Annotated in this window: 23 protein-coding genes and 1 pseudogene; 9 read left to right on the top strand and 15 right to left on the bottom strand. The window is 50.6% G+C overall.

The window, feature by feature from the left end:
* Nucleotides 1-17: 17 nt before the first annotated feature.
* Both yghW and yghX read right to left on the bottom strand, forming a co-directional pair.
* Nucleotides 18-305 carry a DUF2623 family protein YghW gene (gene yghW / locus FQ015_RS09900; protein ID WP_001059139.1) on the bottom strand — a complete coding sequence of 96 codons (288 nt, stop codon included), beginning with the start codon at nucleotides 303-305 and terminating at the stop codon, nucleotides 18-20.
* A gap of 118 nt (nucleotides 306-423) precedes the next feature.
* Nucleotides 424-1,311, bottom strand: coding sequence for a YghX family hydrolase (gene yghX / locus FQ015_RS09895; protein ID WP_001360974.1), 888 nt, complete (start codon nucleotides 1,309-1,311; stop codon nucleotides 424-426).
* Nucleotides 1,312-1,467: 156 nt separating this feature from the next.
* Between yghX and gpr the strand changes: the two genes are divergently transcribed.
* Nucleotides 1,468-2,508 (top strand): L-glyceraldehyde 3-phosphate reductase, encoded by a 1,041-nt coding sequence (gene gpr, locus FQ015_RS09890; RefSeq protein WP_032185134.1) that lies wholly within the window; start codon nucleotides 1,468-1,470, stop codon nucleotides 2,506-2,508.
* A 39-nt stretch (nucleotides 2,509-2,547) separates the two neighbouring features.
* Here gpr and FQ015_RS09885 read toward each other — a convergent pair whose 3' ends face one another.
* Nucleotides 2,548-3,042 carry a TIGR00645 family protein gene (locus tag FQ015_RS09885; protein ID WP_000439331.1) on the bottom strand — a complete coding sequence of 165 codons (495 nt, stop codon included), beginning with the start codon at nucleotides 3,040-3,042 and terminating at the stop codon, nucleotides 2,548-2,550.
* Between the two features lie 190 nt (nucleotides 3,043-3,232).
* On the opposite strand from FQ015_RS09885, the gene yghA reads away from it, so the two are divergent.
* Complete coding sequence (yghA, locus tag FQ015_RS09880) at nucleotides 3,233-4,117, top strand: NADP(+)-dependent aldehyde reductase (protein ID WP_160524001.1); 885 nt, start codon at nucleotides 3,233-3,235, stop codon at nucleotides 4,115-4,117.
* A gap of 158 nt (nucleotides 4,118-4,275) precedes the next feature.
* Here yghA and exbD read toward each other — a convergent pair whose 3' ends face one another.
* Both exbD and exbB read right to left on the bottom strand, forming a co-directional pair.
* On the bottom strand, nucleotides 4,276-4,701 hold the full coding sequence (gene exbD, locus FQ015_RS09875) for a TonB system transport protein ExbD (protein WP_001240714.1): 426 nt from the start codon (nucleotides 4,699-4,701) through the stop codon (nucleotides 4,276-4,278).
* Between the two features lie 6 nt (nucleotides 4,702-4,707).
* Entirely contained in the window at nucleotides 4,708-5,442 is a 735-nt protein-coding gene (gene exbB, locus FQ015_RS09870; RefSeq protein WP_000527851.1) for a tol-pal system-associated acyl-CoA thioesterase, read from the bottom strand.
* A gap of 251 nt (nucleotides 5,443-5,693) precedes the next feature.
* Between exbB and metC the strand changes: the two genes are divergently transcribed.
* Both metC and yghB read left to right on the top strand, forming a co-directional pair.
* Complete coding sequence (gene metC / locus FQ015_RS09865) at nucleotides 5,694-6,881, top strand: cystathionine beta-lyase (protein WP_160524000.1); 1,188 nt, start codon at nucleotides 5,694-5,696, stop codon at nucleotides 6,879-6,881.
* 138 nt (nucleotides 6,882-7,019) lie between these two features.
* On the top strand, nucleotides 7,020-7,679 hold the full coding sequence (gene yghB / locus FQ015_RS09860; RefSeq protein ID WP_000268419.1) for a DedA family general envelope maintenance protein YghB: 660 nt from the start codon (nucleotides 7,020-7,022) through the stop codon (nucleotides 7,677-7,679).
* Between the two features lie 39 nt (nucleotides 7,680-7,718).
* Here the strand turns inward: yghB and yqhC are convergent, their stop codons facing one another.
* A complete protein-coding gene (gene yqhC, locus FQ015_RS09855; protein WP_001332907.1) occupies nucleotides 7,719-8,618 on the bottom strand; it encodes a DNA-binding transcriptional regulator YqhC in 900 nt (299 codons plus the stop codon).
* A 193-nt stretch (nucleotides 8,619-8,811) separates the two neighbouring features.
* Between yqhC and yqhD the strand changes: the two genes are divergently transcribed.
* The 5 genes from yqhD to FQ015_RS09830 all read left to right on the top strand — a co-directional run bounded on the left by yqhD (nucleotide 8,812) and on the right by FQ015_RS09830 (nucleotide 12,589).
* The gene (gene yqhD, locus FQ015_RS09850; RefSeq protein WP_095501209.1) at nucleotides 8,812-9,975 is read left to right on the top strand and encodes an alcohol dehydrogenase; all 1,164 of its coding nucleotides are present in this window, start codon (nucleotides 8,812-8,814) and stop codon (nucleotides 9,973-9,975) included.
* A 104-nt stretch (nucleotides 9,976-10,079) separates the two neighbouring features.
* On the top strand, nucleotides 10,080-10,907 hold the full coding sequence (gene dkgA / locus FQ015_RS09845; protein WP_160523999.1) for a 2,5-didehydrogluconate reductase DkgA: 828 nt from the start codon (nucleotides 10,080-10,082) through the stop codon (nucleotides 10,905-10,907).
* Between the two features lie 199 nt (nucleotides 10,908-11,106).
* Nucleotides 11,107-12,033 (top strand): YbjP/YqhG family protein, encoded by a 927-nt coding sequence (locus tag FQ015_RS09840; protein ID WP_160523998.1) that lies wholly within the window; start codon nucleotides 11,107-11,109, stop codon nucleotides 12,031-12,033.
* A 50-nt stretch (nucleotides 12,034-12,083) separates the two neighbouring features.
* Nucleotides 12,084-12,341, top strand: a complete 258-nt coding sequence (yqhH, locus tag FQ015_RS09835) for a lipoprotein YqhH (protein ID WP_000848523.1) — start codon at nucleotides 12,084-12,086, stop codon at nucleotides 12,339-12,341.
* A gap of 17 nt (nucleotides 12,342-12,358) precedes the next feature.
* Nucleotides 12,359-12,589 (top strand): LPP leucine zipper domain-containing protein, encoded by a 231-nt coding sequence (locus FQ015_RS09830; RefSeq protein WP_001037461.1) that lies wholly within the window; start codon nucleotides 12,359-12,361, stop codon nucleotides 12,587-12,589.
* Nucleotides 12,590-12,627: 38 nt separating this feature from the next.
* Here FQ015_RS09830 and FQ015_RS09825 read toward each other — a convergent pair whose 3' ends face one another.
* The 9 genes and pseudogenes from FQ015_RS09825 to ygiW form a co-directional block, all read right to left on the bottom strand.
* Nucleotides 12,628-14,847, bottom strand: a complete 2,220-nt coding sequence (locus FQ015_RS09825) for a YgiQ family radical SAM protein (RefSeq protein ID WP_000095184.1) — start codon at nucleotides 14,845-14,847, stop codon at nucleotides 12,628-12,630.
* Nucleotides 14,848-14,962: 115 nt separating this feature from the next.
* Nucleotides 14,963-15,637, bottom strand: coding sequence for an ankyrin repeat domain-containing protein (locus FQ015_RS09820; protein WP_227456947.1), 675 nt, complete (start codon nucleotides 15,635-15,637; stop codon nucleotides 14,963-14,965).
* Nucleotides 15,638-15,898: 261 nt separating this feature from the next.
* Nucleotides 15,899-17,323 (bottom strand): hypothetical protein, encoded by a 1,425-nt coding sequence (locus tag FQ015_RS09815; RefSeq protein ID WP_160523997.1) that lies wholly within the window; start codon nucleotides 17,321-17,323, stop codon nucleotides 15,899-15,901.
* Nucleotides 17,324-17,373: 50 nt separating this feature from the next.
* Nucleotides 17,374-18,786, bottom strand: coding sequence for a cell division protein FtsP (gene ftsP, locus FQ015_RS09810; RefSeq protein WP_000059405.1), 1,413 nt, complete (start codon nucleotides 18,784-18,786; stop codon nucleotides 17,374-17,376).
* 75 nt (nucleotides 18,787-18,861) lie between these two features.
* Nucleotides 18,862-19,599 carry a 1-acylglycerol-3-phosphate O-acyltransferase gene (plsC, locus tag FQ015_RS09805; RefSeq protein ID WP_000965712.1) on the bottom strand — a complete coding sequence of 246 codons (738 nt, stop codon included), beginning with the start codon at nucleotides 19,597-19,599 and terminating at the stop codon, nucleotides 18,862-18,864.
* Nucleotides 19,600-19,832: 233 nt separating this feature from the next.
* Nucleotides 19,833-22,091, bottom strand: coding sequence for a DNA topoisomerase IV subunit A (gene parC / locus FQ015_RS09800; protein ID WP_001281881.1), 2,259 nt, complete (start codon nucleotides 22,089-22,091; stop codon nucleotides 19,833-19,835).
* A gap of 137 nt (nucleotides 22,092-22,228) precedes the next feature.
* A pseudogene (locus tag FQ015_RS24710) lies at nucleotides 22,229-22,300 on the bottom strand (hypothetical protein); the annotation flags it as partial.
* A gap of 128 nt (nucleotides 22,301-22,428) precedes the next feature.
* Nucleotides 22,429-22,911: an AraC family transcriptional regulator gene (locus tag FQ015_RS09790; RefSeq protein ID WP_000793821.1), complete on the bottom strand. Its 483-nt coding sequence runs from the start codon at nucleotides 22,909-22,911 to the stop codon at nucleotides 22,429-22,431.
* A 52-nt stretch (nucleotides 22,912-22,963) separates the two neighbouring features.
* Entirely contained in the window at nucleotides 22,964-23,356 is a 393-nt protein-coding gene (gene ygiW / locus FQ015_RS09785) for an OB fold stress tolerance protein YgiW (protein WP_000712658.1), read from the bottom strand.
* Nucleotides 23,357-23,390 lie beyond the last annotated feature (34 nt).

The raw sequence follows: 23,390 nt of genomic DNA, 5'->3' as shown, positions 1-23,390 counted from the left end.
ATAATACGTATGTTTGATCAATTTTCGAGGCGATAACCGGCCATAAAAAAGCGCAACGTAGAACAGGAATTATTCTCACGAAAGAAATCCATTACCATCTCTTTATCCAGTCCATAGCGGCGCGTCAGAATCCCCGCTTCCCAGGCGCTAAGCTGGCGATCTCCGGTCTTTTCGTACATCCGGTGTGAGTAGCCTAATACAAAACCGCGTTTATAATCGGCACAGTATTTTGTCACATTAACCGCACTGTCGGCATGCGTTGCTTTTAATCCCGCCATTAAGCCTTTACCAAAATGGTTATTCATCGTTCACCTCATTCGCTATATATTGTCATATATAGCGATATTTTAGGCAAAGAACGACTTTTGCGCACGCTATTTTTTCATGCTTGTTTAAGACGTAATCCCGTAAGAGATAAACCTATCAGGAGAGATATTTATCGAACCATTTCAGCGTCCTTTGCCAGGCAAGATCGGCGGCAGATTTGTCATAACGGGGCGTGGAATCATTATGGAATCCGTGATTAACCCCCGGATAGATATACGCCTCATAGACCTTATTATTGGCTTTCAACGCCGCCTCGTAAGCGGGCCAGCCCTCGTTGATTCGGGTATCCAGTTCCGCGTAGTGGAGCAGTAAAGGCGCTTCAATCTTCGCCACATCGGCAGTGGGTGCCTGACGACCATAAAACGGCACCGCGCAGGCCAGTTCCGGATACGCGACAGCCGCCGCGTTCGATACACCACCGCCATAGCAAAATCCGGTAATACCCACTTTGCCTGTCGCTTGCGGATAGCGTTGCATAAACTCAATTGCGGCAAAGAAATCATTCATCAGTTTGGTTGGATCAACCTGCTGTTGCAGCTCACGACCTTTATCATCATTACCCGGATAACCTCCAACGGAACTTAAGCCGTCAGGTGCCAGGGCGATATACCCCGCCTTCGCTACTCGCCGTGCCACATCTTCGATATACGGATTCAGTCCACGATTCTCATGCACCACCACCACGGCTGGCGTTTTGCCGCTCATCTTTGCGGGCTTCACCAGATAACCCCGTACCTCGCCGTGACCATTTGGCGAAGAATACGTGATGTACTCAGCAACAATTTCCGGGTCGGTAAACTCTACCTGAGTCGCCAGCGCATAATTTGGCTTGAGCAAATCAAACAACGCTAATGCCGTCATCCCGCCCACCGCATACTTCGCCGCAAGGTTGAGGAACTCACGTTTCGAAATTTTCCCGTGAGCGTAATAGTCGTAGTAATCCAGCAACTCTTGTGGGAAATCTTTAGCGGTCAGACGCGGCATCATTGCACTCCTCAATTGGTGTTTTTTTAAGCAAAGCATAAGCACGTGTTTTTGCCCAATTTTTCGTCACACTGTGAGCGATGCTACGGGATCCCCCCTGGTAAATCGCTAAACTGGAAACATTGTTTCGAAATTGAATGGTGGAAAGGAGAGGTCATGGTCTGGTTAGCGAATCCCGAACGTTACGGGCAGATGCAATACCGCTATTGCGGAAAAAGCGGTTTACGCCTGCCCGCGTTATCGCTCGGTTTATGGCACAATTTCGGTCACGTTAACGCACTGGAATCACAGCGTGCGATCCTGCGCAAAGCGTTTGATTTGGGCATTACGCACTTTGATTTAGCCAACAATTACGGGCCGCCTCCCGGAAGCGCAGAAGAGAACTTTGGTCGCCTGCTGCGGGAGGATTTTGCCGCTTATCGCGATGAACTGATTATCTCTACCAAAGCCGGATACGATATGTGGCCCGGCCCGTACGGCTCTGGCGGCTCACGTAAATACCTGCTCGCCAGCCTCGACCAAAGCCTGAAGCGGATGGGGCTGGAGTATGTCGATATCTTTTACTCTCATCGCGTCGATGAAAATACGCCGATGGAAGAAACCGCCTCTGCGCTGGCTCATGCGGTACAAAGCGGTAAAGCGCTTTATGTCGGGATCTCCTCTTACTCGCCAGAGCGGACGCAAAAAATGGTCGAATTACTGCGTGAGTGGAAAATTCCGCTGTTAATTCATCAACCTTCATACAATTTACTTAACCGCTGGGTAGATAAAAGTGGCCTGCTGGATACCCTGGAAAATAACGGCGTGGGCTGCATTGCCTTTACTCCTCTGGCTCAGGGATTGCTGACCGGCAAATATCTCAACGGTATTCCTGAAAATTCACGTATGCATCGTGAAGGGAATAAAGTTCGTGGCCTGACGCCGAAAATGCTCACCGAAGCCAACCTCAACAGCCTGCGGTTATTGAATGAAATGGCACAGCAGCGTGGACAATCAATGGCGCAAATGGCGTTAAGCTGGTTGCTGAAAGATGAGCGAGTGACGTCGGTATTGATTGGTGCCAGCCGCGCGGAGCAACTTGAGGAGAACGTGCAGGCGCTGAATAATCTGACATTTAGCACCGAGGAGCTGGCGCAGATTGATCAGCATATCGCCGATGGCGAGCTGAATCTGTGGCAGGCGTCTTCCGATAAATGACCTGTTAATAACGGGCGCGAGAACCGCGCCCGAATCAGATCAGTGATTATGACGAGTCAGTCGGTCAAGATAGCCCATCACAAATGCAGAGAGCACAAACGTCAGATGGATAATGACGTACCACATCAGTTTGTTATCAGGGACATTTTTCGCATCCATAAAGACGCGCAGTAAGTGAATGGAAGAAATTGCCACAATCGACGCTGCTACTTTGTTTTTCAGCGACGTTGCGTCCATTTTCCCCAGCCAGTTCAGCTTCTCTTTGTTCTCGGAGATATCCAGCTGCGAGACGAAATTCTCATAACCGGAAAACATCACCATCACCAGCAAACCGCCAACCAGCGTCATATCCACCAGCGACAGCAACACGAGGATCAAATCTGATTCCGCCATCGAGAAGATATTCGGCAGTACGTGAATAATCTCCTGGAAGAACTTCAGCGCCAGAGCAACTAACGCCAGCGAAAGGCCAAAGTACACGGGGGCAAGCAGCCAGCGAGAAGCATACATTGCATTTTCAAGAAAACGTTCCATACATTCCTGTCGTGTAGTTAAAACGGGCAACAGTATATCGCAATTGAGTAAACAGCGCGCAACAGCAAATCAACATATCCGTTAAACCTTTGTCGCATAAATCCGAGGTTTAGGGATCTTCCTGGTTCCCTTATCAACGCATCGAGAGCGTCTACCCTTAAAGGACGTTGAACCTGAAGGGAGAAAAACAATGTCTCATTTAAAAGACCCGACCACGCAGTATTACACTGGTGAATATCCCAAACAGAAACAACCGACGCCAGGCATCCAGGCGAAAATGACACCGGTGCCGGATTGCGGCGAGAAAACCTATGTTGGTAGCGGTCGCCTGAAAGATCGTAAAGCACTGGTGACAGGGGGCGATTCCGGAATCGGTCGTGCTGCCGCCATCGCTTACGCGCGTGAAGGCGCTGACGTAGCGATCAGTTATCTTCCGGTGGAAGAAGAAGACGCTCAGGATGTGAAAAAGATCATTGAAGAATGCGGACGCAAAGCCGTCCTGCTGCCTGGCGATTTAAGCGATGAGAAATTCGCCCGTTCGCTGGTTCACGAAGCGCACAAGGCGTTAGGCGGGCTGGATATTATGGCGCTGGTCGCCGGGAAACAGGTTGCCATTCCTGATATTGCAGACCTCACCAGCGAACAGTTTCAAAAGACCTTTGCCATTAACGTTTTCGCACTGTTCTGGCTAACCCAGGAAGCGATCCCCCTGCTACCGAAAGGTGCCAGTATCATCTCCACTTCGTCAATCCAGGCGTACCAGCCAAGCCCACATTTGCTGGACTATGCGGCTACGAAGGCGGCGATTCTGAACTACAGCCGTGGCCTGGCAAAACAGGTCGCAGAAAAAGGCATTCGAGTGAACATTGTCGCACCAGGCCCTATCTGGACAGCACTGCAAATTTCCGGCGGACAAACGCAGGATAAGATCCCGCAGTTTGGTCAGCAAACACCAATGAAACGTGCAGGGCAACCGGCGGAGCTGGCCCCAGTGTATGTTTATCTGGCGAGTCAGGAGTCGAGCTATGTCACCGCAGAAGTACACGGCGTGTGCGGCGGCGAACATTTAGGCTAAAAAAATGCCCGGTTGCGAAAAGCAACCGGGCATCATTATGCATTTAACTCTTGCCGGATGCGGTCTAAACGCCTTATCCGGCCTACATGTCATGCAAATTCAATATGTTGCAATATATTTTGTAGGCCTGATAAGCGTAGCGCATCAGGCAATTGTCTTTATTTCGCTTTGGCAGTTTCTTCGCCAACCAGACCTATCTTCAGGTAACCCGCCTGATGCAGCGTGTCCATTACCTTCATCAACGTCTCGTAATCGACAGTTTTATCCGCACGGAAGAAGATAGTGGTATCTTTCTTACCTTCGGTTAACGCATTCAGCGCTGTAACCATTGTTTCATCGGTGACCGGATCGTTACCGATAAACATCGAGTTGTCCGCCTTCACCGACAGATAAACCGGTTTTTCCGGACGAGGCTGCGGCGTGCTGGTAGAAGCAGGCAAGTTCACCTTCACATCTACCGTCGCTAACGGCGCTGCCACCATAAAGATAATCAGCAGAACCAACATCACGTCGATAAACGGCGTCACGTTGATATCATGCATTTCGCCGTTATCGTCGAGGTTTTCGTTAAGATGCATTGCCATCGGACATTATCCTGCGCGTAATTTTTGGGCGACACGAACCGGATGCGCAGCGGCGCTGGCTTCCAGATCCAGGTCACGACTTTGCAGCAATAATACCTGCGCTGCGACATCACCCAGCATCGCTTTAAAGCCGCCAATCTGACGTGCAAATACGTTATAGATAACGACCGCCGGAATCGCTGCCACGAGGCCGATTGCCGTTGCTAACAGAGCTTCTGCGATACCCGGCGCAACGACAGCCAGATTAGTGGTCTGCGTTTGCGCAATACCGATAAAGCTGTTCATGATGCCCCAGACCGTACCAAAGAGGCCCACAAACGGCGAAATCGCGCCGATGGTTGCAAGGTAGCCGTTACCGCGGCCCATTTGACGCCCCACGGCGGCGACCCGACGCTCCAGACGGAAGCTGGTACGTTCTTTAATACCTTCGTTATCGTCGCTGCCTTCTGACAGTTCCAGCTCATCCTGCGCTTCATTGAGCAAATGCAGGCTTAAGCTTTTGCTACCAAAATCAGCGGCGATATCGTTGGCCTGGTTCAAGGAACGCGCTTGGGCCAGCAGTTGCTGTTCGCGTTTCAGGCGACGCTTCTGATTGAAGAACTCAACGCTCTTACTGAAGAAGATTGCCCAGGTGACTACGGACGCCAAAATAAGCCCAATCATCACGCACTTAACGACAATATCGGCGTGCTGATACATACCCCAGACGGAAAGGTCCGTCTGCATTAAATTATTACCCACTGTGTATCTCCAGGACGCAAATCACAAAATCTGCGCATAATAATATCAAAACGACGTCGAATTGATAGTCGTTCTCATTACTATTTGCATACTGCCGTACCTTTGTTTTCTTTTCCTTGCGTTTACGCAGTAAAAAAGTCACCAGCACGCCATTTGCGAAAATTTTCTGCTTTATGCCAATTCTTCAGGATGCGCGCGGCAACATTCATGCTAGTTTAGACATCCAGACGTATAAAAACAGGAATCCCGACATGGCGGACAAAAAGCTTGATACTCAACTGGTGAATGTAGGACGCAACAAAAAATATACCCTCGGCGCAGTAAATAGCGTGATTCAGCGCGCGTCTTCGCTGGTCTTTGACAGTGTAGAAGCCAAAAAACACGCGACGCGCAATCGTGCCAATGGCGAGTTGTTTTATGGACGGCGTGGAACGTTAACCCATTTCTCCTTACAAGAAGCGATGTGCGAACTGGAAGGTGGCGCAGGCTGCGTGCTGTTCCCCTGCGGAGCAGCAGCGGTTGCTAATTCCATTCTTGCTTTTGTCGAACAGGGCGATCATGTGTTGATGACCAACACCGCCTATGAACCGAGTCAGGATTTCTGTAGCAAAATCCTCAGCAAACTGGGCGTAACGACATCGTGGTTTGATCCGCTGATTGGCGCGAATATTGTTAAACATGTGCAGCCAAACACTAAAATTGTATTTCTGGAATCGCCGGGCTCCATCACCATGGAAGTCCACGACGTTCCGGCGATTGTTGCCGCCGTGCGCAGTGTAGTGCCAGATGCCATCATTATGATCGATAACACCTGGGCGGCCGGCGTGCTGTTTAAGGCGCTGGATTTTGGCATTGATGTTTCCATTCAGGCCGCTACCAAATATCTGGTTGGGCATTCAGATGCGATGATTGGTACTGCCGTATGCAATGCCCGTTGCTGGGAGCAGCTACGGGAGAATGCCTATCTGATGGGGCAGATGGTCGATGCCGATACCGCCTATATAACCAGTCGTGGCCTGCGCACTTTGGGTGTTCGCCTGCGTCAACATCACGAAAGTAGCCTGAAAGTAGCTGAATGGCTGGCGGAACATCCGCAAGTAGCGCGAGTTAACCACCCTGCTCTGCCTGGCAGTAAAGGTCACGAATTCTGGCAACGAGACTTTACAGGTAGCAGCGGGCTATTTTCCTTTGTGCTTAAGAAAAAACTCAATGATGAAGAGCTGGCGAACTATCTGGATAACTTCAGTTTATTCAGCATGGCCTACTCGTGGGGCGGGTATGAATCGTTGATCCTGGCAAATCAACCAGAACATATCGCCGCCATTCGCCCGCAAGGCGAGATCGATTTTAGCGGGACCTTGATTCGCCTGCATATTGGTCTGGAGGATGTCGATGATTTGATTGCCGATCTGGACGCCGGTTTTGCGCGAATTGTGTAATGTTGCCAGTTTGGACAAATTTGCAGACATTTAATTGTGAAAAGTCTTAAATTGTTGCGTCCGGGATCAAGGCGTCCCGGGTGATTCAGGAGTACAATAGGCAGATAAAGGCTTAAACGCTGTTCCACAGGAAAGTCCATGGCTGTTATTCAAGATATCATCGCTGCGCTCTGGCAACACGACTTTGCCGCGCTGGCGGATCCTCATATTGTTAGCGTTGTTTACTTTGTCATGTTTGCCACGCTGTTTTTAGAAAACGGCCTGCTGCCCGCCTCATTTTTGCCAGGCGACAGCTTGTTGATATTGGCTGGCGCATTGATTGCCCAGGGGGTTATGGATTTTCTGCCTACGATTGCGATTCTGACCGCCGCAGCAAGTCTGGGCTGCTGGTTAAGTTATATTCAGGGGCGCTGGTTAGGGAATACCAAAACGGTGAAAGGCTGGCTGGCACAGCTTCCCGCTAAATATCACCAGCGCGCCACCTGCATGTTTGACCGCCACGGTCTGCTGGCGCTGCTGGCTGGACGTTTTCTTGCATTTGTCCGTACGTTGCTGCCAACCATGGCGGGAATTTCCGGTCTGCCAAACCGCCGCTTCCAGTTTTTCAACTGGTTAAGCGGATTGCTGTGGGTCAGCGTGGTAACCAGTTTCGGCTATGCCTTAAGCATGATTCCGTTCGTTAAACGGCATGAAGATCAGGTAATGACATTCCTGATGATCCTGCCGATTGCCTTGTTAACTGCAGGCTTGTTAGGCACGCTGTTTGTGGTGATTAAAAAGAAATACTGTAACGCCTGACAATTTCCCCCGTTCCCGGTTGCGGTACCGGGAACGCATTTAACTCCCCTGCATCGCCCGCATTCTTGCCGCATCCTCCCCCGGTGTCACACCAAAGTAACGTTTAAACTCACGGCTAAATTGCGACGCGCTTTCGTAGCCGACGCGCATCGCTGCTGCACTGGCCTTCATGCCGTCGTGGATAATCATCATCCGCGCCTTATGCAGACGGTAATTCTTCAAATACTGCAACGGCGAGGTGCTGGTGACAGACTTAAAATTATGGTGGAACGCCGATACGCTCATGTTGGCTTCTGCCGCCAGTTGCTCGACGCTCAGGTTTTCGGTGTATTTATTCTCAATTCGTTTCAGCACACGACTAATCAGGCTGAAGTGGGTCTGACGGCTGACCAGCGCCAGTAACGCGCCACCGCAAGGTCCGGTCAGCACGTAGTACAGAATTTCGCGGATAATCTGTTTGCCGAGAATACGCGCATCCAGCGGTCGCTCCATCACGTCGAGTAACCGCTCCGCCGCACATAAAATCTCTTCTGATAACGTGGCAGAGTTAATCCCGCTAGCTGCCATCGACGGCCGAAAATGCTCATCTTCGCCAATGTCCATCAACAGCTCTTGTAACTGCAAAACATCGACATTGAGACGCAACCCTGCCAGCGGTACCTCTGACGTGGCATAAGTTTCGCACTCAAACGGCAATGGCACCGTCAGCAGCAGATATTCATTGGCATCATAACGAAACACGCGTTCATTGATATAACCGATTTTATGCCCAGAAAAGAGAATTATGATGCCGGGCTCGTACATCACCGGCGTACGTGCGAAAGGCGTCTCGCCATACAACAAACGCACATCGGGCAATAGCTCTGACAAACTATTTTCTTTATTTTTCAGTTTATTAACTTTACCCGCCAGCAAGCGGCAAATCTCTTCACGTTTCATATCGCGTAATTTCTTAGGAATAATGCGGCAATTTGATTGTGCGCAATTTTGTAGCATTTCTCCAGAACTCTGGAGAAATAGGCAAGACATTGGCAGAAATGAGCATTGAGAGGTACGGCGCTGGCGACCACAATGAAAAACATCAGGCAGACCGATCTCTGCCCTCATATTGACCCAGCAAAGGGAGCAAGTAATGAACAACTTTAATCTGCACACCCCAACCCGCATTCTTTTTGGTAAAGGCGCAATCGCTGGTTTACGCGAACAAATTCCTCACGATGCTCGCGTATTGATTACCTACGGCGGCGGCAGCGTGAAAAAAACCGGCGTTCTCGATCAAGTTCTGGATGCCCTGAAAGGCATGGACGTGCTGGAATTTGGCGGTATTGAGCCAAACCCGGCTTATGAAACGCTGATGAACGCCGTGAAACTGGTTCGCGAACAGAAAGTAACCTTCCTGCTGGCGGTTGGCGGCGGTTCTGTACTGGACGGCACCAAATTTATCGCTGCGGCGGCTAACTATCCAGAAAATATCGATCCGTGGCACATTCTGCAAACGGGCGGTAAAGAGATTAAAAGCGCTATCCCGATGGGCTGTGTGCTGACGCTGCCAGCGACCGGTTCAGAATCCAACGCAGGTGCGGTCATCTCCCGTAAAACTACAGGCGACAAGCAGGCGTTCCATTCTGCCCATGTTCAGCCGGTATTTGCCGTGCTCGATCCGGTTTATACCTACACTCTGCCGCCGCGTCAGGTGGCTAACGGTGTAGTGGATGCCTTTGTGCACACCGTGGAACAGTATGTTACCAAACCAGTTGATGCCAAAATTCAGGACCGTTTCGCAGAAGGCATTTTGCTGACGCTGATCGAAGATGGTCCGAAAGCCCTGAAAGAGCCAGAAAACTACGATGTACGCGCCAACGTTATGTGGGCGGCGACTCAGGCGCTGAACGGTTTAATTGGCGCAGGTGTACCCCAGGATTGGGCAACGCATATGCTGGGCCACGAACTGACTGCGATGCACGGTCTGGATCACGCGCAAACGCTGGCTATCGTCCTGCCTGCACTGTGGAATGAGAAACGCGACACTAAACGCACTAAACTGCTGCAATATGCTGAACGCGTCTGGAACATCACAGAAGGTTCTGACGATGAGCGTATTGACGCCGCGATTGCCGCAACCCGCAATTTCTTTGAGCAATTAGGCGTGCCGACCCACCTCTCCGACTACGGTCTGGACGGCAGCTCCATCCCGGCTTTGTTGAAAAAACTGGAAGAGCACGGTATGACCCAACTGGGCGAAAATCATGACATTACGCTGGATGTCAGCCGCCGCATATACGAAGCCGCCCGCTAAGCTTTTTACGCCTCAAACTTTCGTTTTCGGGCATTTCGTCCAGACTTAAGTTCACAACACCTCACCGGAGCCTGCTCCGGTGAGTTCATATAAAGGAGGAACGTATGGCTAATCCAACCGTTATTAAGCTACAGGATGGCAATGTCATGCCCCAGTTGGGACTGGGCGTCTGGCAAGCAAGTAATGAGGAAGTAATCACTGCCATTCAAAAAGCGTTAGACGTGGGTTATCGCTCGATTGATACCGCCGCGGCCTATAAGAACGAAGAAGGTGTCGGCAAAGCCCTGAAAAATGCCTCAGTTAACAGAGAAGAACTGTTCATCACCACTAAACTTTGGAACGACGACCACAAGCGCCCCCGCGAAGCCCTGCTCGACAGCCTGAAAAAACTCCAGCTTGATTATGTCGACCTTTACTTAATGCACTGGCCCGTTCCTGCTATCGACCATTATGTCGAAGCATGGAAGGGCATGATCGAATTGCAAAAAGAGGGCTTAATCAAAAGCATCGGCGTGTGCGACTTCCAGATCCACCACCTGCAACGCCTGATTGATGAAACTGGCGTGACGCCGGTGATAAACCAGATTGAACTCCACCCGCTGATGCAGCAACGCCAGCTTCACGCCTGGAACGCGACACACAAAATCCAGACCGAATCCTGGAGCCCATTAGCGCAAGGTGGGAAAGGCGTTTTCGATCAGAAAGTCATTCGCGATCTGGCAGATAAATACGGCAAAACCCCGGCGCAGATTGTTATCCGCTGGCATCTGGATAACGGCCTGGTGGTGATCCCGAAATCGGTCACACCTTCACGTATTGCCGAAAACTTTGATGTCTGGGATTTCCGTCTCGACAAAGACGAGCTAGGTGAAATTGCCAAACTCGACCAGGGCAAACGCCTCGGCCCCGATCCCGACCAGTTCGGCGGCTAACGCGCAAATTCTTCCGGTGGCGGTAATGTTCCGCTACCGGACTTTTCAGAAATCATTTATTCCCCTCGCGTCACGCCCATTGTTACTCTTCCTTGTTCAGGAATGCCAAATATAAGGACATCATCATGCAGAGCCGGAAGCTCTTAAAGGAACAATCCATCTACACCCGGGATAAACGCAACGGAGAGGTGAAAAACAGATGAAAATAATACTTCTGTTTTTAGCAGCCCTAGCAAGTTTTACCGTACACGCACAGCCTCCCTCACAGACCGTAGAACAAACAGTCCGGCAGATTTATCAGAACTATAAATCAGATGCCAGTACGCCTTATTTTGGTGAAACCGGAGAGCGAGCGATAACTTCTGCGCGTATTCAACAGGCGCTTACCCTGAACGACAATCTTACGCTGCCGGGCAATATTGGCTGGCTGGATTATGATCCGGTTTGTGATTGTCAGGATTTTGGCGATCTGGTGTTAGAAAGCGTAGCGATAACCCAACCTGACGCCGATCATGCCGATGTCGTTGTGCGCTTTCGTATCTTTAAAGACGATAAAGAAAAGACCACGCAGACACTGAAAATGGTGGCGGAAAATGGTCGTTGGGTCATTGACGATATTGTCAGCAATCATGGCAGCGTCTTACAAGCAGTTAATAGCGAGAATGAAAAAACGCTGGCCGCTATAGCTTCGTTGCAAAAAGAACAGCCGGAAGCCTTTGTTGCCGAACTCTTTGAACATATTGCTGATTATAGCTGGCCGTGGACGTGGGTGGTTTCCGACTCTTACCGCCAGGCGGTCAATGCCTTCTATAAAACCACCTTCAAGACTGCCAACAATCCCGATGAGGATATGCAAATAGAACGGCAATTTATTTACGACAATCCGATCTGTTTTGGCGAAGAGTCGCTATTTTCACGTGTTGATGAAATTCGTGTCCTGGAGAAAACCGCCGATTCCGCCCGCATTCATGTTCGTTTTACGCTGACCAATGGCAACAACGAAGAGCAAGAATTGATTTTACAGCGGCGCGAAGGTAAGTGGGAAATCGCTGATTTTATCCGCCCGAACAGCGGCAGCCTACTTAAGCAAATTGAGGCAAAAACCGCCGCCAGATTAAAGCAATGAGCTGAATTAAATAACAATTAGCCGGAACAATAAATAAAAGGGAACACTATATGAAAACGATTTTCACCGTGGGAGCTGTTGTTCTGGCAACCTGCTTGCTCAGTGGCTGCGTCAATGAGCAAAAGGTCAATCAGCTGGCGAGCAATGTGCAAACATTAAATGCCAAAATCGCCCGGCTTGAGCAGGATATGAAAGCATTACGCCCACAAATCTATGCTGCCAAATCCGACGCTAACAGAGCCAATACGCGCCTTGACGCCCAGGACTATTTCGATTGCCTGCGCTGCTTACGTATGTATGCGGAATGACGGTTCTGGAATTCATAATGAACAAACTTATCTTATCCATTCCGCTGGCGCTGTGTCTTGCTGGCTGTACCAGCAATGCCAAAATTGAACACCTGGAACATGATATTCAGGCATTGAATAACAAAATTAATCAACTGCAACAGGATATTGACGCCCTGCGTCCGGAAATTCAGCAAGTTAAAGACGAAACAGCAAGAGCGCATTACCGCTTAGACGTTCGTAACAGTCCTTATAAACCAAGGTTATAAATTTCCCGGCAGTATCATTGCTGCCGGGCACATTTCACTTAACGACCAACCGCCGCTTTAGGCCGTTTCTTTGCACCAGCATTCACCGGGCGAGATGGCGTAGACGACGCTTTTTTTGCCGTTGCAGGTGTCTGACGCTGGGTCGCCATCGGCGTATGTTTAGTCAACGCCGGACGGGTATTGCGGTTCTGACGGCGGGCTTCGCGCATCTCTTCAATGGTTGGCGCAGGCACTAAGCAATCGCGACGGCTGCCAATCAGATGCTTTTTACCCATCGCTTCCAGCGCCTGGCGGATTAACGGCCAGTTTGCCGGATCGTGGTAACGCAACAACGCTTTATGCAAACGACGCTGTTTGTCGCCCTTCGGTACGAAGACGTCTTCACTCTTATAACCAATCTTCGCCAGCGGGTTTTTCCCGGTGTAATACATGGTGGTCGAGTTAGCCAGCGGCGATGGGTAGAAGTTCTGTACCTGGTCGAGACGGAAACGATGCTTTTTCAGCCACAGCGCCAGATTCACCATATCTTCATCACGCGTACCCGGGTGCGCGGAGATGAAATAGGGGATCAGATACTGCTCTTTACCTGCCTGTTTCGAGTAAGTATCGAACAGCTCTTTAAAGCGGTCATAGCTGCCCATGCCCGGCTTCATCATCTTCGACAACGGCCCTTCTTCGGTATGTTCCGGAGCAATCTTCAGATAACCGCCGACGTGATGGGTCGCCAACTCTTTGATATAGCGCGGATCTTCCACGGCGATGTCATAACGTACGCCTGAGGCGATGAGGATTTTTTTAATGCCTTTCAGATCACGCGCACGGCGATAGAGGTTGATCGTCGGTTCGTGGTTAGTGTCCATATGAGGACAAATATCCGGGTAAACGCACGATAAACGGCGGCAAGTCTGCTCGGCGCGCGGCGATTTGCAGCGCAACATATACATGTTGGCAGTTGGCCCACCGAGATCGGAAATCACGCCCGTAAAACCTGGAACAGTGTCGCGGATCGCTTCGATCTCATTAATAATCGAATCTTCGGAACGGCTCTGAATAATGCGCCCTTCGTGCTCGGTAATAGAACAGAAAGAGCAGCCGCCAAAGCAGCCACGCATAATGTTGACCGAGAAACGGATCATTTCGTAAGCCGGAATTCGGGCATTACCGTAAGCCGGATGCGGCACGCGCTTGTACGGCAGCGCAAAGACGCTGTCCATCTCTTCGGTAGAAAGCGGGATGGCAGGCGGGTTGATCCATACATAGCGGTCGCCATGTTTTTGCATCAGCGCACGCGCGCAGCCTGGGTTGGTTTCATGGTGCAGAATACGCGAAGCATGAGCGTACAGCACTTTATCGCCCTTCACTTTCTCGAAAGAAGGCAGCAATACGTAAGTTTTTTCCCACGGTTTCGGGCGCGGTGGCTGCACGGTTACGGCTTTCGCTTCCTGCTTTTTCGGGGCCACCGGTTTGTTATCCGCGCACGGCAAATCTTCACCATACGGATGCGGGATCGGGTCGATTTTCCCAGGAGTATCAAGACGGGTGGAATCCACACCGCTCCAGCCTGGCAACGCCTCTTTTACGATAATCGCGGTATTACGCACATCGCGGATTTCACTAATCGGCTCACCCATCGCCAGACGATGCGCCACTTCCACCAGCGGACGCTCACCGTTACCGAACATCAGCATGTCGGCTTTGGAATCCACCAGCACCGAACGGCGCACGGTATCGGACCAGTAATCATAATGCGCGGTACGGCGCAGACTTGCCTCAATACCGCCGAGGATCACCGGTACATCTTTCCACGCCTCTTTACAACGCTGGGTATAAACCAGTGTGGCGCGATCCGGTCGCTTACCCGCGACGTTATCCGGCGTGTAGGCATCGTCATGACGTAAACGGCGATCGGCAGTATAGCGGTTGATCATCGAGTCCATGTTGCCAGCAGTAACACCGAAAAACAGATTCGGTTTACCCAGACGCATGAAATCGTCTTTGCTGCTCCAGTCTGGCTGGGCGATGATCCCGACGCGAAAGCCCTGCGCTTCAAGCATACGACCGCAAATCGCCATCCCGAAGCTTGGATGATCGACATACGCGTCGCCAGTAACCAAAATGATGTCGCAGCTATCCCAGCCAAGTTGATCCATCTCTTCACGAGACATCGGCAAAAACGGTGCCGGTCCAAAACAGGCGGCCCAGTACTGCGGCCAGGAGAACAGGTCGCGATCCGGTTGGATCAGGGAGATAGAGCTCATTTTGCTTCCAGAAATGATAAAAAAATAATCAAAGGCCGGGGATTATAAGCCGGAACGAAAGAGAAATCGAAAAGTTAATGCGATGTTTTCAGCGGATGACTTAACTTCCGGTTGGTTACAGCTTTGCACACCGCGAGGATTGCAGATGGCGTAATCGATTCGCCGGTAATACTGACGTTTTCGCCTGGAGGCTTTGTTCAATCGCAGAACAGAATTGCGTGTTGCTCATTCCGGCAGATAAAAAATCATCTGCGGTCATACCATCCTTAATGCAGTTCATTATTTCCTCTGCTGAGGGTGGCGCATTTTTTGCCAGCATGTCCTTTAAAATCAATGGGAAGATTACATAATCATCGTCGTATTTTTGTCGCCAGATCGCCAGTAATAATGGTGTTGACCTTCCTGTCGATTGGCGGAGCCGTTGCCAGTCGATCAGATTAGCGTCAATCAGTGCCTGTACTGCGGCAATATTCCCAAAGCGCACGATGTAAGTTAGTACTGTCCTGCCACTTTTATCTTCCAGTTCAAGCCGCTTTGGTGACTCCCTCACCTGTTGAACCAGTGCCGCTGTCATGGGAATTACCGACATCGCTTCCAGGCGTAAAACCGGCGTGGGCGGCAGCTGGATCTGCCAAAAAGCCTTCAGCGTTGCGCTGTCATTAGCATCAATGACATTTGCATACGCCTCTTCGTTTAATAATTCTGGCATCAGGGGCAGCAAGGTGAGGCTTATCTCGCGAGCGGCAACAATGTGGCGGGCGATCTCTTCTTCACTAAAACGAATTGGCAAACTTATTCCCCGGTACATCTGCTGCAGTGGATTTTTTTGATGAACAATCGCGCGATATTCCTGCGCTTTTGAGGAATTTCCTTGCAGAAAGCGGCTAAACGCGCGGATGGCGCGGGCGTTGTAATGCTTCAACGCAATCGTAAAAAAAGTGCGGGTAGAATACTGTTCATCGCCAATGGAAGGTATAGCAAATGGTGAGATTCGCCCTGACAGATAGCGAAAGGCATTTATTTTTTATCCCTTAACCGCCCCAAACTGCTCCTATTTTGTGGGCGTACATACGCGATCCACTTCTTCCCTGGCGTTTTGACTATACATGCCATTATTTCGCTTTTTGTCGGACTCAATTGCCGCATATAACTTATCACAATGTACGCCCGCCTTTAAAAAAATCTCGCCCATTGCTCCCGTCCACGTTAAATATTTGGCAATGCGTTCCTCCGGCAGTGCGTTTTGCGCATTAATATCATGAATAATTAATGCCAAAACCTCCCGGTCATTGTCGTTTTCTCCCAGTTTTGAAATAGACCATATTAAGGGGTCCTTATCAAACCCCTCAATGTTCATAAGGTGCTGCCAGTTAACTATTCCTTTTTCAACCAGTGCATGTATTACAGCGGTATCTCCTCCATAAATTAAGAAATGGAGAAACTCCTCTTCATTCAGGTCCCCCTCAGACGAGATATTCAGTACCTCTGGAGTATGTCGAATCTCTGCCAACAGCGCATCTGTTTGTGGTATTAATGCCATAGCCTTTAAGCGATACAACCGATTTTCTGGTGGTTGCTTACGCCAGAACCATCGTGCTGCATCGGCATCATATACATTGAGCACGGCACGCCAGACGGCATCTGTTAATAGTTCTGGCATAATAGCCATTAATTGCTTACTTATTTCTAACCCTGAGTTACGTTGTTTTTTTGAACCATGACTATATTTATACACTTCGATCAAAGGGTTTGCCCGGCGCACAATGTCACGATTATTTTTTGCTTTTGGTGAGTTTCCCATAAGCAATTGACTAAAAAAACGAACAGAATGTATATTATGATTCTGAATAGCCGCCATAAAAGGTGTAGTATCTACAGAATAAATCTCTACTGAATCCTCACCCGTACAGTTATCTGACATTGTCAGAAATGGCGATACTCTCTTTGCAATAAGAGTACGTAACGTCTCTTCTTTGACGTCATCACGTTCCGCTGCCAGGGTGAGTAGTTGCATTAATTCTGAACAAGTTACATCGTTATTCAGCGCATGCGCTCCATTGTCCTGCACTTGCTCAAATAAACGCGTTATTTTATATTCCTTCCAGTCGCTATTAATTATGTGTTGCAGATTTTCCCTATGCCCCTGATATAAAACTCCAGCAAGAAAAATCACATGAGACAGAGTAAACAGCAATCTGGAATATTGTGTTTTTTTACCAGCAAACAAAAAAATTGCCGTAGTGATGCATAAAACTGGCTGAAAAAAGACAAAAACATAAATTAACCGAGAGTTAATCCAATAAAGCAATAAGGTCGTAATACAAAGAATAATAAACTGGGGCGCAACACCCCATAGCAGAACGCGACGAATCCTCTTAGATTCAAAAGCGCACCCCGTTATGATTAACAACGCCAGTCCATAGCCCATCCAAAGAAAGGGAAGTACCAAAATAATCATCCATCCCATGCCATCCATGATTCATCCTTGTATCGCCCCACCACTCTGTGGGGCATTGAATTGGTCCATTACGGTACCGGATTGACCAACAGTTGCCCTATCGAGCCACGGTCCGCCATTTCCAGCGTCTGACTGTTGAAGTAGAACGGGAAGTGCGCCCAGGAAGGCTGACCGAAATAAACAAGCAGCTCCACTTGTCCGTCAACCCAAACGGTATCTTTCCAGCCTCTGTCTTCCGGGAATGGCATCGCGCCATTCACGTTACGGATCTGGAACATCACGCCTTCAATATGGAACGCTTGCGGCTCGTCCGCGCGTACCGTCCAGCGTTCCCACGTTCCTTGCTGCGCGGTGACATCAATACGGTTGACGTCCCACAGCTGCCCATTAATACCCGGGTCATCACCCAGACTGATATCGCGACTGCGAATCGGCGAACCGGCCATGATCTCAGTTGGCAGCAAGCGCATCGGAAGACTGTCTGTGACCAGCGGCAGAAGACCGGTTGGGCGCAGCGTTAGCACCAGCGTAGAAACCAGAATGCTGGATGGCTCAAAGAAGCCACGAATACGATCAACAATGCTCGCCGCTTCACCACAGGTGATCGACACTTCATCACCGTTGCTCATATCCACCAGAATCTCGCGGCGCTCGCCCGGTGCCAGCGAAAGTTGCTTCACCGATACAGGAGCAGGCAAGAATCCCTGATCGCCAGAAATCACATGTAACGGGCGACCATCGCTCATCTGTAGTTGATAGCGACGAGAGTTCGACGCGTTCAACAGACGCAAGCGCACCCAGCCACGCGAGACTTCAACGTACGGGCTTTGTACACCGTTGACCAGCAGCGTATCTCCAACAAAGCCGCCGCTTCCCGGTTCGTTGTATTCTGGCGTACCAAAGTTATCCAGCCGTTTATCCTGGATAATGACCGGAAAATCATCCACTCCATAATGGTTGGGGATAGGCAGCGACTTGCTGACTTCATCTTCCACCAGCCACATTCCGGCAAGGCCATTATAGACCTGCTGAGCCGTGCGATTGGGGGTATTAGCGTGATACCACAATGTCGCTGCGTTCTGGCGAATGGGTAATACGGGTGCCCAGTCAGCGTTTGGCGACATCATCCGTGCCGGACCGCCCATCAGCGGGCCAGGCACCTGTAAACCAGACACCGTCATTGAGACATTTTCTGTCAGGCGGTTACTGTAGATCAGCTTAACATCATCGCCCTTCCAGACGCGGATAGTCGGCCCCAGGTAACGACCATTGATTCCCCAGACCGACGCGCGTGTTCCTGGCGTAAATGACCAGTGCGCACGTTGTACAGTCATAAACAGCGGTTGCCCACGGCGAGATTCAAGCAGCGGCGGAACGGGTAGCGGTTGCTGTTGCCCGGCTGCGCTGGCCTTCAGGGGAACAGCGCCTGCACAAAGTGCAATCCCCGATGCCTGAATGAACTGACGCCGACTGAGTGACATATTTGCTCCATGTAAAACTGGCTAAAGTAATACCGTGCAGGAAAGTGTTCCCCCGCAAAAATACAGATTGCCGACTTAAACTTTTCCGGCGGCTTCGCGCTCTGCGACTTCTTTATCGAGCTCAGCGATTTTTTGTTCCATTATCGAACGACAATGGGCAGCCAACTCGCGAACCTGATCTTTGCCATACTGACTGACGTCAATTGGCGGCAGCATTTCGACAATCACCAGACCGTTGTGTAGCCGATTAAGATTAATCTTATTCGAAGTTGTAGAGACGCACACGGGAATAATCGGGACGCCCGCCGCAATTGCCGCGTGAAATGCTCCGGTCTTGAACGGCAGCAGGCCGCGACCACGGCTGCGGGTACCTTCCGGGAACATCCAGATGGAAATACGGCGTTTTTTGAAGTGATTCACTACTTCCGCAATAGTGCCGTGAGCTTTAGTGCGATTGTTTCTGTCGATCAATAAGTTGCCGGTTAACCAGTACAACTGACCAAAGAAGGGGATCCACAGCAAACTCTTTTTACCTACCGTCACCGTCGGCGGTTGCACGATGTTCGATGCTGTCACCATGTCATAGTTGTTCTGGTGGTTAGCAATATAAATAGCATTGCCGTAGCTTTCAGCATCTGCAGGTTTGCGACACTCAACTTTCAGGCCGAACAGCGGCGCAAGACGACCAAACATATGCCCAAAGGTGGCTACATGTTTCGGGTTACGCGGGCTGAAAAGGCAGTAAATGGAGCCGAATACACAGACTAAGATGCTGTAAATCACGGTAATAATAAGACGAAAGATATATAGCATAACACCCTCTGAAGGTCTGAGAGACTGGCATTGTACGTCACCTGAAATCAGGTTAGGGCATTGTTAAAAGCCGCTCTCTGGAAAAGCGTATTGTTAATCGCAACGCATGAATAAACAACGGTTTCAAGGGAATTTTTATCGTTTCCGGGGGTTGAATATGCTGCCGGATGACGACTTAACGTTTCATCCGGCGTTCCTTGCAAGCGGGAGGAAGCAATACCCTCCCCGGCATACTACTCTTCGCTATCGCCGCTGCTGGCGCGGCGAGGAGAGTCGATCTCGACACGATCGATACGCTGCAAACCGCGCATCAACGTACCGCGGCGTCCACGTTCGCCAGTGACTTTCTGTAGCTCTTCCGGACGCAGTTTAATTTTGCGTTTCCCAACATGAATGGTCAGCGTGCTTTGCGGCGGCAGAACGTACAGTTGCGCCAGACCATCCTCGCCACGCGCGGCTTCTGCCGACGGAATGTTGATAATCTTGTTGCCTTTGCCCTTCGACAGCTGCGGCAGATCGCTTACCGGGAACATCAACATACGGCCTGCCTGAGTGATTGCCAGCAGCATATCGGAAGCATCTTCAATCACCACCGGCGGCATAACATGGGCATTTTCCGGTAAGGTGATCAAAGCCTTACCTGCACGGTTACGCGCCACCAGATCGTTAAAGGTACAGACGAAACCGTAACCCGCATCGGAAGCCATCAGCAGTTTCTGATCGTCGCTTTCCATCAGCATATGGTCAACGGTCGCCCCAGGCGGCAACGTTAATTTGCCGGTGAGCGGTTCGCCCTGACCACGCGCCGACGGCAGCGTAATCGGGTCGATGGCATAGCTACGACCGGTGGAATCAACAAACACTACCGGTTGGTTACTCTTGCCTTTCACCGCCGCTTTGAAGCTATCACCCGCTTTATAATTCAGGCCCGGCGCGTCGATATCATGGCCTTTAGCGCTGCGTACCCAGCCCATCTGCGACAGCACAATGGTGACGGGTTCCGACGGCAGCATGTCGTGCTCACTCATCGCTTTCGCTTCTTCGCGTTCCTGCAACGGCGAACGACGATCGTCACCGTAGGCTTGCGCGTCTGCCTGCAGTTCTTTCTTCAGCAGGTTATTCATTTTACGCTCGGAAGCCAAAATGCCCTGCAACTGGTCGCGCTCTTTTTCCAGCTCACTCTGCTCACCGCGAATCTTCATCTCTTCCAGTTTGGCAAGATGACGCAGTTTCAGTTCGAGGATCGCTTCCGCCTGAGTTTCCGTAAGACCAAACCGCGACATCAGAGCCGGTTTCGGTTCATCTTCATTACGAATGATCTCAATCACTTCGTCGATATTGAGAAACGCCACCAGCAAACCTTCGAGGATATGCAGGCGCTTGAGGACTTTCTCCAGACGATAGTTCAGTCGGCGGCGTACGGTATCGCGGCGGAACACCAGCCATTCGGAGAGGATTTCCAGCAGGTTTTTCACCGCCGGACGGCCATCCAGACCGATCATATTAAGGTTAATACGATAGCTCTTTTCCAGATCGGTGGTGGCGAAAAGGTGATTCATCACCTGATCCATATCCACGCGGTTGGAACGCGGCACAATCACCAGACGGGTCGGGTTCTCGTGGTCAGACTCATCGCGCAGATCGTCAACCATCGGCAGCTTTTTGTTGCGCATTTGCGCAGCAATTTGCTCCAGTACGCGCGCACCAGAAACCTGATGCGGCAATGCGCTGATAACCACCGCCCCATCTTCTTTCTTCCACACCGCGCGCATACGCACAGAACCGCGACCATTTTCGTAGATTTTACGGATCTCGGCACGCGAGGTGATGATTTCCGCTTCGGTCGGATAATCCGGCCCCTGCACGATATCCAGCAGCTGGTCGAGCGTGGTTTTCGGCTGGTCGATTAATGCGATTGCCGCCTGAGCCACTTCACGCAGGTTATGCGGTGGAATATCGGTCGCCATGCCGACGGCAATACCGGTGGTGCCGTTAAGCAAAATGTTTGGCAGACGGGCAGGCAGCATTTTCGGCTCCTGCAAAGTGCCGTCGAAGTTTGGCACCCAGTCAGCCGTCCCCTGCCCCAGCTCGCTCAATAGCAGCTCGGAATATTTCGACAACCGGGATTCGGTGTAACGCATTGCTGCGAACGATTTCGGATCGTCCGGCGCGCCCCAGTTCCCCTGACCATCAACCAGCGGATAACGGTAAGAGAACGGCTGCGCCATCAGGACCATCGCTTCATAACAAGCGCTATCGCCGTGCGGATGGTATTTACCCAGTACGTCACCGACGGTACGGGCCGATTTTTTAAATTTGGCGCTGGCATTCAGGCCCAGCTCAGACATCGCATACACAATGCGGCGCTGAACAGGTTTCAGACCATCACCAATAAACGGCAACGCACGGTCCATGATCACGTACATGGAGTAGTTTAAGTAGGCGTTTTCCGTAAATTCATGTAGCGCAAGGCGCTCTGCCATATCGCTCATTAATTCTGATTCCTCAACTTATTCGCCAGCCTTCAAAGGGGCAATATTGCCGGAGATACTACATTATCTGCCGCGTCGAGTCACAGGAGATCAGCGTGAATAGCGCCGCCGGACGTGCTCCGACGGCGATAAAGGCATCAATGTGCCTTGATATACAACTCTTTGCTGTAGACATAATCCTGCGGATTATGCAGCGGAAAACCGCCAATGGCGGTTTCTGTGTGGAAGGACAAAATCCTGTGCCGTCAGAGTCTGAGCGGACAACAATACGCCTGTGGCATTGTTCGCTCAAACTTATCGCGAGTGATTTGGCTCACACTCCGGTAAAGATTCTTCATCACGCCAACGGCACATAAACATCCGTTTCCAGTCGCTGCTCTGTTACCCCTTCGGCAAGATTGGTGTAGTGAAACAGAATCGGTGCTTTACGCATTTTCTCGCCGCTTGCAGGCAGCCAGTGGCGAATGATGCCCCATACCGTATGTGAAATATCGTCCAGCTCGCCAACGTGGCGGGCCACGGCATAACGTCCACCGGTAAGTTCACCATTACTCACGCCATAACGATTATCGGGAATCGGTTCGTTAACGCTGCCGCAGATATCAAAGCGAAACGCTTCCGGTACGGTGGTGGCAGGGTCATCCCAGGCGACACCAAAAGTCTGGCTTTGGTTAACAGGAGAAAGCCCCGTTTCTTTACGCCACATGATAAATTTCGCCACGCTGTAGTTGAGCAATTCAGGGCTACAGCGATGTGGCAACATCGCCACAGGGATTGATGGGAAATCGATAATATTTACATCCAGTGTCAGGTTTTTCATTTTGCCTCCCTGCGAAATTATTCCCGGGAACGTGTCCCGGGAGCGCTAACAATTACGGATTTACTTTGCGGATCTGTTTGACGTCAATTTCAACAGAGTTCCAGTCTTTATCGACTTCACCCTGAATCTCAACGGTATCTTTCGGGGTCACCGTCACGCCGTTCCAGCGTTTGTGGTCGATATCAACATTGATAGTACCGCTGGCATCTTTGAACACGTAGAGATCGTCAGAGATACGTTCAACGATATTGCCGCGCAGGGTGACCCAAGTGTCATCACGCAGGGATTTTGCGCTTTCTACGGTCGTTACGCTGCCATTCGGCCCCTGGAATCCTCCGGCCTGACTTTGTGTTGCCGATGGACCAGAAAAACCGCCCTGCTCTGCTGCCATCACCGGTGCACTGCACAGGGCCATTACTGCGATTACTGCTGCGAATTTTTTCATGTTTATTACTCCCTTTAATGTCTGTTTTCGAGCA

It is taken from the genome of Escherichia sp. HH26CH, from assembly GCF_009820205.1.
GTDB lineage: Bacteria > Pseudomonadota > Gammaproteobacteria > Enterobacterales > Enterobacteriaceae > Escherichia > Escherichia coli_F.
This window is presented reverse-complemented; position numbering and strand designations above follow the sequence as displayed.

Bases quoted from the DNA above. Each gene is read 5' to 3' on its own strand.
- yghW (WP_001059139.1), bottom strand. From the start codon at position 305: ATGAATAACCATTTTGGTAAAGGCTTAATGGCGGGATTAAAAGCAACG.
- yghX (WP_001360974.1), bottom strand. From the start codon at position 1,311: ATGCCGCGTCTGACCGCTAAAGATTTCCCACAAGAGTTGCTGGATTAC.
- gpr (WP_032185134.1), top strand. From the start codon at position 1,468: ATGGTCTGGTTAGCGAATCCCGAACGTTACGGGCAGATGCAATACCGC.
- FQ015_RS09885 (WP_000439331.1), bottom strand. From the start codon at position 3,042: ATGGAACGTTTTCTTGAAAATGCAATGTATGCTTCTCGCTGGCTGCTT.
- yghA (WP_160524001.1), top strand. From the start codon at position 3,233: ATGTCTCATTTAAAAGACCCGACCACGCAGTATTACACTGGTGAATAT.
- exbD (WP_001240714.1), bottom strand. From the start codon at position 4,701: ATGGCAATGCATCTTAACGAAAACCTCGACGATAACGGCGAAATGCAT.
- metC (WP_160524000.1), top strand. From the start codon at position 5,694: ATGGCGGACAAAAAGCTTGATACTCAACTGGTGAATGTAGGACGCAAC.
- yghB (WP_000268419.1), top strand. From the start codon at position 7,020: ATGGCTGTTATTCAAGATATCATCGCTGCGCTCTGGCAACACGACTTT.
- yqhC (WP_001332907.1), bottom strand. From the start codon at position 8,618: ATGAAACGTGAAGAGATTTGCCGCTTGCTGGCGGGTAAAGTTAATAAA.
- yqhD (WP_095501209.1), top strand. From the start codon at position 8,812: ATGAACAACTTTAATCTGCACACCCCAACCCGCATTCTTTTTGGTAAA.
- dkgA (WP_160523999.1), top strand. From the start codon at position 10,080: ATGGCTAATCCAACCGTTATTAAGCTACAGGATGGCAATGTCATGCCC.
- FQ015_RS09840 (WP_160523998.1), top strand. From the start codon at position 11,107: ATGAAAATAATACTTCTGTTTTTAGCAGCCCTAGCAAGTTTTACCGTA.
- yqhH (WP_000848523.1), top strand. From the start codon at position 12,084: ATGAAAACGATTTTCACCGTGGGAGCTGTTGTTCTGGCAACCTGCTTG.
- FQ015_RS09830 (WP_001037461.1), top strand. From the start codon at position 12,359: ATGAACAAACTTATCTTATCCATTCCGCTGGCGCTGTGTCTTGCTGGC.
- FQ015_RS09825 (WP_000095184.1), bottom strand. From the start codon at position 14,847: ATGAGCTCTATCTCCCTGATCCAACCGGATCGCGACCTGTTCTCCTGG.
- FQ015_RS09815 (WP_160523997.1), bottom strand. From the start codon at position 17,323: ATGGATGGCATGGGATGGATGATTATTTTGGTACTTCCCTTTCTTTGG.
- ftsP (WP_000059405.1), bottom strand. From the start codon at position 18,786: ATGTCACTCAGTCGGCGTCAGTTCATTCAGGCATCGGGGATTGCACTT.
- plsC (WP_000965712.1), bottom strand. From the start codon at position 19,599: ATGCTATATATCTTTCGTCTTATTATTACCGTGATTTACAGCATCTTA.
- parC (WP_001281881.1), bottom strand. From the start codon at position 22,091: ATGAGCGATATGGCAGAGCGCCTTGCGCTACATGAATTTACGGAAAAC.
- FQ015_RS09790 (WP_000793821.1), bottom strand. From the start codon at position 22,911: ATGAAAAACCTGACACTGGATGTAAATATTATCGATTTCCCATCAATC.
- ygiW (WP_000712658.1), bottom strand. From the start codon at position 23,356: ATGAAAAAATTCGCAGCAGTAATCGCAGTAATGGCCCTGTGCAGTGCA.